We start from the raw sequence: 12,250 nt of genomic DNA, 5'->3' as shown, positions 1-12,250 counted from the left end.
CTACTGACACCCGGCCCGCGCGCGGGTAGCGTCACGGGCAGTCCACAGCAGTGGACTACACCAATCCCTCTACTCGGATCGTCCGGCACGTTCCTGCCGGTGAAGGGACACCTCACCATGGCTACGGTCACGTTCGACCAGGCAACCCGCGTCTACCCGGGTTCCGACAAGCCCGCCGTCGACAAGCTCGACATCCAGATCGAGGACGGCGAGTTCCTCGTCCTGGTCGGCCCCTCCGGCTGCGGCAAGTCCACCTCCCTGCGCATGCTCGCGGGCCTGGAGGACGTCAACGAGGGCGCCATCCGCATCGGCGACCGCGATGTCACCCACCTCCCGCCCAAGGACCGGGACATCGCCATGGTGTTCCAGAACTACGCGCTCTACCCGCACATGTCCGTCGCCGACAACATGGGCTTCGCACTCAAGATCGCGGGCGTGCCGAAGGCCGAGATCCGGCAGAAGGTCGAGGACGCGGCGAAGATCCTGGACCTCACCGAGTACCTGGGCCGCAAGCCCAAGGCGCTGTCCGGCGGTCAGCGCCAGCGCGTGGCCATGGGCCGCGCGATCGTGCGTGAGCCGCAGGTCTTCCTCATGGACGAGCCGCTGTCCAACCTGGACGCCAAGCTCCGCGTCTCCACCCGTACGCAGATCGCCGGCCTCCAGCGCCGCCTGGGCATCACCACCGTGTACGTCACCCACGACCAGGTCGAGGCCATGACCATGGGCGACCGTGTGGCGGTCCTCAAGGACGGCCTGCTCCAGCAGGTCGACTCGCCGCGCAACATGTACGACCGCCCGGCCAACCTCTTCGTCGCGGGCTTCATCGGCTCCCCCGCCATGAACCTGGTCGAGGTGCCGATCACCGACGGCGGCGTCAAGTTCGGCAACAGCGTGGTCCCGGTGAACCGCGAGGCGCTGTCGACCGCGGCCGACAAGGGCGACCGCACCGTCACCGTGGGCGTGCGCCCCGAGCACTTCGACATCGTCGAGCAGAACGGCGGCGCCGCCAAGTCCCTGTCCAAGGAGACCGCGGACGCCCCGGCGGGCCTGGCCGTCACGGTCAACGTCGTCGAGGAGCTGGGCGCCGACGGGTACGTCTACGGCACCGCCGAGGTCGGCGGCGAGGTCAAGGACCTGGTCGTACGCGTCAACGGCCGCCAGGTCCCGGAGAAGGGCGCGCAGCTGCACGTCGTCCCGCGGCCGGGCGAGACCCACGTCTTCTCCACCTCCACGGGCGAGCGCCTCACCGACTGACCACGGGCCCCACGGGCGAGCGCCTCACCGCAGAGCGGTCGGGCGGCCGGCCGCTGGGCTCAACGGGTGACCTGCCGCCCCGCGGCCCCCGGCGGGCCACCACCCCCGTCGCCCCAGCCCCCCGTCACGCCTCACCCCGGGCCCCAACTCCCCCTGCGGCGTCGGACTTTCGGGTCCGGCGCCGCAGTCGTACGCAGCGCCCGCCACCTCTGCACACAGAGCCCCACCACCTCGTTCATGTCGACAAATACCCCGGCACACCCGGCTTTTCGACCCCTGTACGTCAACATCACAAGCGCGCACAGGGCGACTTTCGTCCCTCGATCTGATGACTAAATGTCGCCAAATCATCACCCCTCGCTACCATCGCGTGCGTGAACTCAGCAGCCCGCCGTATCGGCCGATCCCTCGCCTTCGTCCTTCCCGTCGTCCTCGTGCTCTCCGGCACGCTCGCGGTCACCCGCGTCCCGTGGGCCTCTCCGGCCTCCGAGTCGCAGATGCTCACCGCCGCGTCCGGTGACGCCTCCACCAAGGCCGGCTCCCGCGCGCCGCAGGACGTCCTGCGCGACCGCCTCCTGGTCGAACTCCAGGAGAAGAACCCGGGCGTCGCCCTGACCCACCTCCAGGAGGAGACCACCGAGCGCCCCTCGCTGGCCAAGCACTGCGCCTCCATCGCGCGCGCACTGGGCCGCGCCGCGGTCGCCAAGTACGGTGCCGCGCACCGCGCCCAGGCCTATTCCCGGCCCGTCTGCGACACCTCCTTCGCCAGCGGCGTCACCTCCGCCCAGTGAAACGCGGGGCCACCCCCGGCTCGCCCCCCGTCCGCCCCGCCCGTCACACCGGGCTCCCCGAGCCCGGCCCGAACTCCCGGCGCATAGGCTGCGCACCATGACAGCCGCCTTGTACCCGCGCCCCACGCAGGCCGTCGTCCTCGCCGGCGGCCAGGGCTCGCGCCTTCGCCCCTACACCGACGACCGCCCCAAGCCGATGGTCGAGATCCCCGGCACCGGGACCCCGATCATCGGCCATCAGCTCGCCTGGCTGGCGGAGGAGGGCGTCACCGACGCCGTCGTCTCCTGCGGCCATCTCGCCGAGGTCCTCCAGGACTGGCTGGAGCAGGCCCAACTCCCGCTCCGCGTCCGCACGGTCGTCGAGACCGAGCCGCTGGGCCGCGGCGGCGGCCTGAAGTACGCGGCGGCCTCCCTCCCTCGCCCCGAGGAACCCTGGTACGCCACCAACGGCGACATCTGGACCCGCTTCTCGCTGCGCGACATGGCCGCCTTCCACTACGAGCGCGATGCGACCGCCACCCTGGCGCTGGCCCGTCCGCGCATCCCCTGGGGTGCCGTGGAGACCAACGAGTTCGGCCACGTCCTGGACTTCATCGAGTCGCCGCCCTCCCCGTACCTCATCAACGCGGGCGTGTACGTCTTCTCCGCCGCCTTCGCCGCCCTGCTCCCGGAGCGCGGCGACCACGAGCGCACCACCTTCCCGCGCCTCGCGCGCGAACGCCGCCTGGCAGGTTTCCCGCTGCCCAACGGCGCCTACTGGCGCGCGATCGACACCGCCAAGGACCTTACCGAGGCCGCCAAGGAGCTGTCCGCGCACACGCGTTGACGCCCGTGGCAGCCCGCCGTGCCCGTACGGCTGCCGCACAACCGCGTTCGCACCGCACGGCTACGCATCACACGACACCGCCGCCCCCATGGCCCCGACGGGCCACAGGAGCGGCGGTGTTGTCCGTACGCCACGCGGTGCGCGCCGGGGTCAGCCCAGCAGCCCTCCCAGCGTGCCGCCACCGTCGCTGCCGCCCCCGCCGGAGCCTCCGTCGGAGCCCGACGAACTGCCGCCCGTGGAGCCCCCGTTGGTGCCGCCGCCGGTGCCGCCCACCGTCGGCGCCTGGGTCGGCGCCGGGGCCCGGGTCGGCGCCGACTGCTGCGGCGGGCGTCCCGTGGCCGGGCCGGGCTGGGTGGCGCCGCTGCTGACGCTGCCGGTCGCCCGGGCCGTCTCCGGCGCCTGGACGGACGGCGAGGACGCGGTGCCCGCGGGCCGCGAGGCGCCCGTCGAGGGCTTGCCGCGCCCCTTCTTGGGCACGCTCCCCTTGCGGCCGCCGTCCACCTTGCGCCCATCGCCCTCGCGGGCCGGGCGCGGCAGCGGCGAGCCGGGCAGGTTGTTGATCGCGGGCTGGCCCGGCTCGGGCACCGGCGGCACCGTGGTGGACCGTACGGCCCCGCCCAGCAGCGAGCCGATCAGCAGCGTCAGACCGGCGACCACCGCGGTCATCACCGCGCCGCGGCGCAGCACCCGCCGCCGCAGCTCCCACAGTTCGGCGCGCGGGCCGAGCGTGCGCCAGGCCTCGCCGGCCAGCCGCGCGTCCAGGGAGTAGACGGGCGCGCCCGCGATGATCAGCGGGCTCCAGGCGGCGAGGTAGATGATGTCGGGCGCGTCGTAGGCGGGTACGGTCCGCCAGCTCACCGTCATCAGCAGCGCGGCGGACAGCAGCGCCCCGATGGAGCCCGCGACCCGCTGCCACAGGCCGCACATGGTCAGTACGCCGACCACGACCTGGAGGAAGGCGACGGTCAGCCCGGCGCCGACCGGGTGCGAGAGCGCGAAGTCGCGCAGCGGTGCGGCCAGCCCCCAAGGGTGCAGCGAGGTCAGCCACTTGACCATGGAGCCGCGCTCGCCGCCGTCGAAGTAGACCGGGTCGCAGAGCTTGCCCATGCCCGCGTAGACGGAGATGAGGCCGAGGAAGATCCGCAGGGGCAGGAGGACGACGCCGAGGTTCATCCGGCGGCCGGGGTAGTAGCCCTGGCGCAGGTCGTCGGCGCCGCCGCGCTTGCCCGCGGGGCCGGCCTCGTCGTAGCGCCCGTAGCCGTCCTCGTGCGCGGCGCCGTAGGCAGATCCGTACGGACCCTCGAACTCGCCGTCCCCGTAAACGCCTTGGCGCCCGGGTCCCTGTCCCTGCGCGGCGGGCCGTACGGGGCGCAGCTGCGCGGTGTCGGTGTCCGAGCCGTCGCGGGGGCCGACCACGGTCGGGGTGCGGGCCGCGCCGTAGTGGGTGTCCTCCTCCAGCCGGACCCGGGGCAGGACCTGGGTGGCGCCGGCGTCCTCGGCGTGGCGTACGGCGCCGGAATTCCTTACGGCGTGCAGGAGTTGGGTGGCTGCGCTCTCGCCCTGTTCGGTGTGGCCGCTCCACACCACGGGCGCGCGCCGCCTGGCTCCGGCCGGCTGCCCGACGACGGGGATACGCGTGGTCTCGGCGGCGGCACTCGCGACGGGTGCGGCGAGCTGTACTCGGAAACTGGCGTGGTTGACGATGACCTGCGCGGGATCGCACGGCACCTTGACCGAGCTCAGGACCGGCTCGTCATCGAAGCCCGGCGAGCGTCCCCCCGTAGGTGTGCGGGGTGTTCTGGTGTCCACGCTCATCTAACCGAGTGACCCGCGTTTAAGACACTGCCTTGACCATGCCTATCTGTCCGAGACCCGTCAAAGGATCAAGGGCCGTACGCGCCGTGCACACAGCGTCAGGCCCGGCGCCGTGATCCGGCGCCGGGCCTGACGGGGACTACCGCGCGGCGGTCACGCGCGGCGGCGTGCGGCCTCCCACAGCACCACGCCCGCCGCGACACCGGCGTTCAGCGACTCCGCGCCACCGGGCATCGGGATGCGGACGCGGATGTCGCAGGTCTCGCCGACCAGCCGCGACAGGCCCTTGCCCTCGCTGCCGACGACGATGACGACCGGCCCGTCCAGCACCTGAAGGTCCTGGAGCTCCACCTCGCCGTCCGCCGCCAGCCCGACGACGGTGAGACCGGCCTTCTGGTACGACTCCAGGGCGCGGGTCATGTTGGTGGCGCGGGCCACCGGGGTACGGGCCGCGGTGCCCGCCGAGGTCTTCCAGGCGCCCGCCGTCATGCCGGCCGCGCGCCGCTCGGGCACGACCACGCCGTGGCCGCCGAAGGACGCCACGGAGCGCACGACGGCGCCGAGGTTGCGCGGGTCGGTGACGCCGTCCAGCGCGACGATCAGCGGGTCGGCGCCCTCGTCGAAGGCGGCCGCCGCCAGGTCCTCGGGGTGCGCGTACTCGTACGGCGGGACCTGCAGGACCAGGCCCTGGTGGTTGAGCCCGTTGGTCATCCGGTCCAGCTCGGGGCGCGGCGCCTCCATCAGGTTGATGTTGCCGCGGTCCGCCGCGAGCTGGAGCGCCTCGCGCACCCGCTCGTCGTTGTCGATGAACTGCTGGACGTAGAGGGTGGTCGCCGGGACGCCGTCGCGCAGCGCCTCGAAGACCGGGTTGCGGCCGACGACCATCTCCGAGGTGCCCTTGGCGCCACCGCGGCGCGGGGCCGGACGGCGGGCCGCGGCCTGCTTCGCCTGGGCGTTGGCGACCCGGTTCTTCTTGTGCCCCTTACGGGCGGAGGCGGGCGGCGTGGGGCCCTTGCCCTCGAGGCCACGGCGTCGCTGGCCACCGCTGCCGACCTGCGCGCCCTTCTTGTTGGACGTGCGGCGGTTCCTGCGCTGGCTGTTGCCGGCCATGGGTCACCTGTTTCTTCACTGCTCTCGACGTCTCGCGACGTGGATATGTACGTACGGGAAAAGTGTCGCCCCGAGTCCATGGGGACAGCGACTCGGGGCAGCCACTCGGCAAAATCTTCGGGGCCTTCGGGGCCTTCAGGACAGCGACCAGCGCGGCCCGGACGGGGTGTCCTCGATGGCCAGGCCGGACTGCTGGAGCTGGTCGCGGATGGCGTCGGCGGTGGCGTAGTCCTTGCGGGCCCGGGCCGCCTGCCGCTGCTCCAGGACCAGGCGGACCAGGGAGTCCACCACGCCGTGCAGGTCCCCGCCGCGGTCCGTGCCCGAGCCGGACCACTGCGCGTCCAGCGGGTCCAGGCCCAGCACGCCCAGCATGGCGCGCACCTCGGCCAGCCGGGCGACGGCGGACTCCTTGTCGTCCGCGCTCAGGGCGGCGTTGCCCTGGCGCACGGTGGTGTGCACGATCGCCAGGGCCTGCGGGACGCCCAGGTCGTCGTCCATCGCCTCGGCGAAGGCCGGCGGCACCTCGGCGGCCGGCTCGATCGCCTTCCCTGCTTTTTCGATGACTCGCTGCACGAAGCCCTCGATCCGCGCGAACGCGGACTCGGCCTCGCGCAGCGCCTCCTCGCTGTACTCGATCATCGAGCGGTAGTGCGGGGTGCCCAGGTAGTAGCGCAGCACGATGGGACGCCAGCGCTTGACCATCTCGCTGACCAGGACGGAGTTGCCCAGCGACTTGGACATCTTCTCGCCGCTCATCGTCACCCAGGCGTTGTGCGCCCAGTACGCGGCGAACGCGTCGCCGAAGGCCTTGGCCTGGGCGATCTCGTTCTCGTGGTGGGGGAAGACCAGGTCCACGCCGCCGCCGTGGATGTCGAAGGCCTCGCCCAGGTACTTGTGGGCCATCGCCGAGCACTCCAGGTGCCAGCCCGGGCGGCCACGGCCCCAGGGCGTCTCCCAGCTGGGCTCGCCCTCCCTGGCGGCCTTCCACATCGCGAAGTCGCGCGGGTCCCGCTTGCCGATCTCCCCGTCGGCCGAGGGCTGGAGCAAGTTGTCCAGCTCGTGGCGGGAGAGCTCCAGGTAGCCGGGGAAGGACCGCACGTCGAAGTAGACGTTGCCCTCGGCCGCATAGGCATGACCGCGCTCGATCAGACCGCGCATCATCTCGATCATCTCGGGCACATGGCCGGTGGCCCGCGGCTCGTACGTGGGCCGCAGGCAGCCCAGCGCGTCATAGGCCGCGTTGAAGGCGACCTCGTTCTCGTAGCCGATGGACCACCACGGGCGGCCCTGCTCGGCCGCCTTCTTGATGATCTTGTCGTCGATGTCCGTCACATTGCGCACGAACGTCACGTCGTAGCCGCGGTAGGCGAACCAGCGGCGCATGATGTCGAAGTTCAGTCCCGACCGGATGTGCCCGATGTGCGGGGCGGCCTGCACGGTCGCGCCACACAGGTAGATCGAGACACAGCCCGGCACGAGCGGGGTGAAGTCGCGAATCTGCCGGGCGCTGGTGTCGTACAGGCGAATAGTCACGCATCAAGGGTAGACGGAACGAGGCAGTGCCCCGCGACCCATTGGGGCACGGGGACACAGAAGCGTGACACTTCGAGTCGTCGGGGGGCCGCGGGACCTGTGTCCCGGGGCTCAGGAGCGCGCGAACCGGCTGCCGGGCGCCCCCGTACGCCCCTCAGATGCGGCCCACCACCTTGCTCGGCGTGATGCGCACGACCACCCGCTGCGCGTCGTCCTTGGAGGCCGGATTGAAGTCCGCGTAGGACTGGCCCGTGTACTTGCGCGACAGCTCGTCGATCAGCTCGGGGCCGCCCTCGGGGGTGATGGTGGCGCGCCCGCGGATCTCGGCGTAGGTGTACGGGGCGTCGAAGGGCTGGAGCAGCACGGTGACCCGCGGGTCCCTGCGCAGATTCTTCTCCTTCTGACGCCCCACCGTCGTCGAGATCAGCACGTCGTCGCCGTCGCGCGTGACCCAGACCGGCGACAGCTGCGGGCTGCCGTCGGGCTGGATCGTGGCCACGGTCACGAAGACGGGACCGTCGAGAAGGGCCTTCAGGTCCTCGGACAGTGCGGCCGATGCCTGTGTCACGGGAGATCCTTCCTGCGCTGCGTCAGTCGGACACGGTGCCTCGATCCTCCCCCAACACCCGCGCCGCGCCCGGCATTCCCGCGCCGGGGCGGCGCCGGAGGGCGGTCAGCTCCGGTGGACGACCAGCGCCGTGGCGACGGCCGCCAGGCCCTCCGCGCGGCCCGTCAGGCCCAGTCCGTCCGAGGTCGTCCCGGACACCGAGACGGGGGCCCCGGCCGCCTCGGAGAGCGCCTTCTGGGCCTCGTCCCGCCGCTTGCCGATCTTCGGCCGTACGCCGATGACCTGCACCGCGATATTGCCGATCTCAAAGCCCTCGGCCCGTACGATCCGGGCGGCCTCGGCCAGCAGGGTCACACCGGAGGCGCCGGACCACTCCGGGCGGTCGGTGCCGAAGTGCGCGCCCAGGTCGCCCACGCCGGCGGCCGAGAACAGCGCGTCACAGGCGGCGTGCGCGACCACGTCGCCGTCGCTGTGCCCCGCCAGGCCGTACCCGCCGCTGGCCTGCTCGTCCCACAGCAGCCCGGCGCACCACAGCTCGCGCCCCTGCTCGAAGGCGTGCACATCGGTGCCGATGCCCACCAGCGGCAGCGCGGCATTGCTCTCAAACAAACCCATCGGTGGCCCTCCTACGGGCGAGTACGGCCTCGGCCAGCACCAGATCCAGCGGCCGGGTCACCTTGAACGCTTCCTCGTGGCCCGGCACGACCACGACGGGGGCGCCGAGCCGCTCCACCATGCCGGCGTCGTCGGTGGCCCCCTCGCCCTGTACGGCGACCGTCTCGTGGGCCTTGGCCAAAGTGGCGCGATCGAACCCCTGCGGGGTCTGTACGGCCCGCAGCAGGGCCCGCTCGGGCGTGCCCACCACGGGCTCCGCCTCGCCGGGCGCGCCCGGCCGGACCTGCTTGACGGTGTCGGCGAGCGGCAGCGCGGGCACCACGGCCGGCGCGCCGGCCCCGACGGCCGCCACGACGGCGTCGACGGTGTCCACGGGCACCAGCGGGCGGGCGGCGTCGTGCACCAGCACGATCTCGATGTCCTGGGGCAGCGCCGCCAGGCCGAGACTCACCGACTCCTGGCGGGTCTCGCCGCCCGGTACGACCAGGACGTCGGTGCGCTCGGGCAGCGGGTGGTCGTCCAGGAGGGTACGGACCTCCGGGGCGCCGTCGGGCGGCGCGACGACCACGACGAGGGAGACGGCGCGGGAGGCGGCCATGGCGCGCACGGCGTGCACGAGCATGGGGGTGCCGCCCAGCGCACGCAGCGCCTTGGGGGCGCCGGGGCCGAGCCGTACACCACGGCCGGCCGCGGGGATCACCGCGGCCGTGCGGGGCCGGCGGGGTTGGTCTGACATCGGTAGCACTCCGGGATTCCGGGGGTCATCGCCCGGATTTGGCGCGTTCAGGTTTGTTTCCTCGGCCGACATGGGTATGGCCTCAGCGTGCCGGGCGCGAGGCCCGACCGGCCCCTTCCGTGACGACCGGTCGAGTCAGCTGCCCGAGCCCGGCACGCCACTGCGCAACGCGGCGGTTCTGCCCGCAGATATGCCGCAGCGCCCGGCAACAGACCGCTCCTTGCAGGAGTCGATCGTCACTCGGGCACCGCGGCATTACTTCTTCGAGGCACTCTGAGGTACCACTGCACCGGCTCTCAGGGTGTCAGGACGCAGCGTCAGGACGCGAGGACCTCGTCCAGCAGAGCCTCGGCCTTGTCTTCGTTGGTGTTCTCCGCGAGAGCCAGCTCGCTCACCAGGATCTGGCGGGCCTTGGCGAGCATGCGCTTCTCACCTGCGGAGAGTCCGCGCTCACGCTCACGACGCCACAGGTCGCGAACGACTTCGGCGACCTTGATCACGTCACCGGAAGCGAGCTTCTCCAGATTTGCCTTGTATCGACGGGACCAGTTCGTGGGCTCTTCGGCATATGGCGCACGCAGCACCTCGAAGACCCGGTCCAGCCCGTCCTGGCCGACTACATCGCGTACGCCGACGAACTCCGCATTGTCCGCTGGTACACGAACCGTCAAGTCGCCCTGGGCGACCTTCAGCACCAAGTAGGTCTTGTCCACGCCTTTGATCTGGCGAGTTTCGATGGCCTCGATCAGCGCGGCCCCGTGATGGGGATAGACCACGGTGTCGCCAACCTTGAACGTCATGTGACAGGTACCCCTTCCGTGGCTATCCATGCTAACACGGGAACGGGCCGTTCTGAATGGCGTTTTCGCAGGTCAGGGCATATCTCGGGGCTTGACAACAGCGCCTGGATCGTGCTTCGAGGGGGTCTCGAACGCGGGTATTCGCAGGTCGGAGGGGCTGTGCGCGGGGCCGGAAACACACACGCTACGCGGCCCGAAGCGCCTGCTGGAGAGGCCGAACGTCCCGTTTTGCCGGGATCCGGATGACGGACTTCCGCTACTCCGTTCGGTCACGTGTGGACGACTCCACGCCGATTCCCGAATTGATCATCAGGCGTCGGCGGCGGCACGTGATCAATTCCCGGAACACCCCGCATTCCCAGCGAATGCCGATTTCCCCTCCCGGAAACCGACCGCCCGTCACTCGATCGGCCCCTTGTCGGCAATTCCGGAACGATCTAGGAGTCCACGGCAGAAACGTTCTGCGGCTATCACTTGGCGGGGATGAGGTGGGTGTTCGGCGTGGATGTGAAGGGTGATGTGACGCGGGCATGATCGCGTTGAGGGCGGGTCGGGTGCGGCGGCGCCGGAACGGCTCGGTAACCTAGCCGCGCTGACACACCCTTAGGGCGGCTTTACGTACGTGCCGTCATGCACTGCCATCGCACTGCCATGCCTCGTCGTACGGACTGCCGCGCCTGCCGTCCATCCGCTCCATCCGCGACCGGGCTCGAAGTTCGGCCGCCGTAGCTCGTCCTAGGAGATGCCGCCGCCGTGAGCCGCAGCCTTCGACACGGCGTCCTCGCCGCCACCGTCCTTACGCTCTCGATCGCCTCGCTCTCCGCCTGCGCGGCCGGGAACAGCGCCCAGACGCTGGAGATCAAGCCCGACAACGCCGCCACAGCGGTCGGTGAGATCAAGCTCCAGAACGTCTCTGTGATCACCCAGCCCGACCTGAAGTCCAAGGGCCCGGCCGTGGTGACCGCGACCGTCTTCAACAACGGGCAGCAGGACCAGACCCTGAAGTCCGTCAAGGTGGACGGCACCGACAAGGAAGCCAAGCTGTCGCCCGCCCAGGGCTCGGGCCCCATCACCATCCCGGCCGGCGGCTCGGTCGTCATCGGCGGCAAGGGCAACGCCTCCGCCGTGCTGCCCAGCAGCCGCGAAGCCATCCAGGACGGCAACGCGCAGCCGCTGACCTTCGACTTCAGCGAGACCGGCAAGGTCAAGCTGCAGGCGTTCGTGGTGCCCGCCAAGAGCTTCTTCAAGGACTACGGGCCCAGCGAGCTGCCGCAGCCCTCCGGCAAGCCCTCGGGCTCGGCGACGCCGGGCTCCGGCGCCGACAAGCCGGGCGAGGCGGGCACGCCGTCCGGTACGCCCTCCGGCACCCCCTCGGGCACGCCGTCCGGCACCCCCCAGGGCGGCGCCTCGGGGCAGCACTCCGGCCACTGAGCCCGAAGCCGCGCGTAGCGGCGCCCATGACGACACCGCCCGCCGTACGGCCCCTGTCCGGGGGCCGTACGGCGGGCGCGGTGGGTGCCGGGGCTCCTACGGCTCGAACTTGTAGCCCAGCCCGCGGACGGTGACCAGGTAGCGCGGCGCGCCCGGGTCCGGTTCGATCTTGGCGCGCAGGCGCTTGACGTGGACGTCCAGGGTCTTGGTGTCGCCCACGTAGTCGGCGCCCCAGACTCTGTCGATCAGCTGCATACGGGTCAGCACGCGGCCCGCGTTGCGCAGCAGCATCTCCAGCAGGTCGAACTCCTTGAGCGGCAGATCGACCTTGCCGCCGGAGACCGTGACGACATGGCGGTCCACGTCCATGCGGACCGGGCCCGCCTCCAGGGCCTGCGGGGCGACCTCCTCCGGCTCGCCGCGGCGGCGCAGCACCGCGCGGATGCGGGCGACCAGCTCCCGCGAGGAGAAGGGCTTGGTGACGTAGTCGTCGGCTCCTATTTCCAGCCCGACGACCTTGTCGATCTCGCTGTCCTTGGCGGTCACCATGATGACGGGGACGTTGGAGCGGCCGCGCAGCTGACGGCAGACCTCGGTGCCGGGCAGGCCCGGCAGCATCAGGTCCAGCAGGACCAGGTCGGCGCCGTTGCGCTCGAACTCGTCCAGCCCATCGGGCCCGGTGGCCGCGATGGCGACCTCGAAGCCCTCCTTGCGGAGCATGTAGGAAAGTGCGTCGCTGAACGACTCTTCGTCTTCTACGACGAGCACTCG

At 71.5% G+C, this 12,250-nt stretch carries 12 protein-coding genes; 4 read left to right on the top strand and 8 right to left on the bottom strand.

Going from position 1 to position 12,250, the window contains the following annotated elements:
- Positions 1–117: 117 nt before the first annotated feature.
- The 3 genes from AC4IJH_RS25975 (at position 118) to AC4IJH_RS25965 (ending at position 2,871) form a co-directional block, all read left to right on the top strand.
- Entirely contained in the window at positions 118–1,254 is a 1,137-nt protein-coding gene (locus AC4IJH_RS25975) for an ABC transporter ATP-binding protein (RefSeq protein ID WP_490854275.1), read from the top strand.
- Positions 1,255–1,628: 374 nt separating this feature from the next.
- On the top strand, positions 1,629–2,045 hold the full coding sequence (locus AC4IJH_RS25970; RefSeq protein WP_490854274.1) for a hypothetical protein: 417 nt from the start codon (positions 1,629–1,631) through the stop codon (positions 2,043–2,045).
- A gap of 97 nt (positions 2,046–2,142) precedes the next feature.
- Complete coding sequence (locus AC4IJH_RS25965; RefSeq protein ID WP_490854273.1) at positions 2,143–2,871, top strand: nucleotidyltransferase family protein; 729 nt, start codon at positions 2,143–2,145, stop codon at positions 2,869–2,871.
- A gap of 150 nt (positions 2,872–3,021) precedes the next feature.
- Here the strand turns inward: AC4IJH_RS25965 and AC4IJH_RS25960 are convergent, their stop codons facing one another.
- From AC4IJH_RS25960 to AC4IJH_RS25930, 7 genes are all read right to left on the bottom strand, one after another.
- Entirely contained in the window at positions 3,022–4,686 is a 1,665-nt protein-coding gene (locus AC4IJH_RS25960) for a DoxX family protein (RefSeq protein WP_490854272.1), read from the bottom strand.
- Between the two features lie 153 nt (positions 4,687–4,839).
- Complete coding sequence (rlmB, locus tag AC4IJH_RS25955) at positions 4,840–5,796, bottom strand: 23S rRNA (guanosine(2251)-2'-O)-methyltransferase RlmB (RefSeq protein ID WP_490854271.1); 957 nt, start codon at positions 5,794–5,796, stop codon at positions 4,840–4,842.
- 135 nt (positions 5,797–5,931) lie between these two features.
- Complete coding sequence (cysS, locus tag AC4IJH_RS25950) at positions 5,932–7,329, bottom strand: cysteine--tRNA ligase (RefSeq protein WP_490854270.1); 1,398 nt, start codon at positions 7,327–7,329, stop codon at positions 5,932–5,934.
- A gap of 154 nt (positions 7,330–7,483) precedes the next feature.
- Positions 7,484–7,897, bottom strand: a complete 414-nt coding sequence (locus AC4IJH_RS25945; protein ID WP_490854269.1) for a PPOX class F420-dependent oxidoreductase — start codon at positions 7,895–7,897, stop codon at positions 7,484–7,486.
- A 105-nt stretch (positions 7,898–8,002) separates the two neighbouring features.
- The gene (gene ispF / locus AC4IJH_RS25940; protein ID WP_490854268.1) at positions 8,003–8,512 is read right to left on the bottom strand and encodes a 2-C-methyl-D-erythritol 2,4-cyclodiphosphate synthase; all 510 of its coding nucleotides are present in this window, start codon (positions 8,510–8,512) and stop codon (positions 8,003–8,005) included.
- Positions 8,499–9,248: a 2-C-methyl-D-erythritol 4-phosphate cytidylyltransferase gene (gene ispD / locus AC4IJH_RS25935; protein ID WP_490854267.1), complete on the bottom strand. Its 750-nt coding sequence runs from the start codon at positions 9,246–9,248 to the stop codon at positions 8,499–8,501. Before ispD ends, ispF begins: the two co-directional genes overlap by 14 nt.
- A gap of 317 nt (positions 9,249–9,565) precedes the next feature.
- Complete coding sequence (locus AC4IJH_RS25930; protein ID WP_003953493.1) at positions 9,566–10,048, bottom strand: CarD family transcriptional regulator; 483 nt, start codon at positions 10,046–10,048, stop codon at positions 9,566–9,568.
- 753 nt (positions 10,049–10,801) lie between these two features.
- Between AC4IJH_RS25930 and AC4IJH_RS25925 the strand changes: the two genes are divergently transcribed.
- Positions 10,802–11,479: a copper chaperone PCu(A)C domain-containing protein gene (locus tag AC4IJH_RS25925; RefSeq protein ID WP_490854266.1), complete on the top strand. Its 678-nt coding sequence runs from the start codon at positions 10,802–10,804 to the stop codon at positions 11,477–11,479.
- A gap of 96 nt (positions 11,480–11,575) precedes the next feature.
- Here AC4IJH_RS25925 and phoP read toward each other — a convergent pair whose 3' ends face one another.
- Positions 11,576–12,247: a two-component system response regulator PhoP gene (gene phoP / locus AC4IJH_RS25920; protein WP_466419800.1), complete on the bottom strand. Its 672-nt coding sequence runs from the start codon at positions 12,245–12,247 to the stop codon at positions 11,576–11,578.
- Positions 12,248–12,250: the final 3 nt, after the last annotated feature.

Source organism: Streptomyces sp. UF-297, assembly GCF_058245575.1.
This window is presented reverse-complemented; position numbering and strand designations above follow the sequence as displayed.

What these genes read in the sequence shown, in the direction of transcription:
- ispD (WP_490854267.1), bottom strand. Translation starts at nt 9,248, where the DNA reads ATGTCAGACCAACCCCGCCGGCCCCGCACGGCCGCGGTGATCCCCGCG.
- AC4IJH_RS25965 (WP_490854273.1), top strand. Translation starts at nt 2,143, where the DNA reads ATGACAGCCGCCTTGTACCCGCGCCCCACGCAGGCCGTCGTCCTCGCC.
- AC4IJH_RS25975 (WP_490854275.1), top strand. Translation starts at nt 118, where the DNA reads ATGGCTACGGTCACGTTCGACCAGGCAACCCGCGTCTACCCGGGTTCC.
- rlmB (WP_490854271.1), bottom strand. Translation starts at nt 5,796, where the DNA reads ATGGCCGGCAACAGCCAGCGCAGGAACCGCCGCACGTCCAACAAGAAG.
- AC4IJH_RS25930 (WP_003953493.1), bottom strand. Translation starts at nt 10,048, where the DNA reads ATGACGTTCAAGGTTGGCGACACCGTGGTCTATCCCCATCACGGGGCC.
- AC4IJH_RS25960 (WP_490854272.1), bottom strand. Translation starts at nt 4,686, where the DNA reads ATGAGCGTGGACACCAGAACACCCCGCACACCTACGGGGGGACGCTCG.
- ispF (WP_490854268.1), bottom strand. Translation starts at nt 8,512, where the DNA reads ATGGGTTTGTTTGAGAGCAATGCCGCGCTGCCGCTGGTGGGCATCGGC.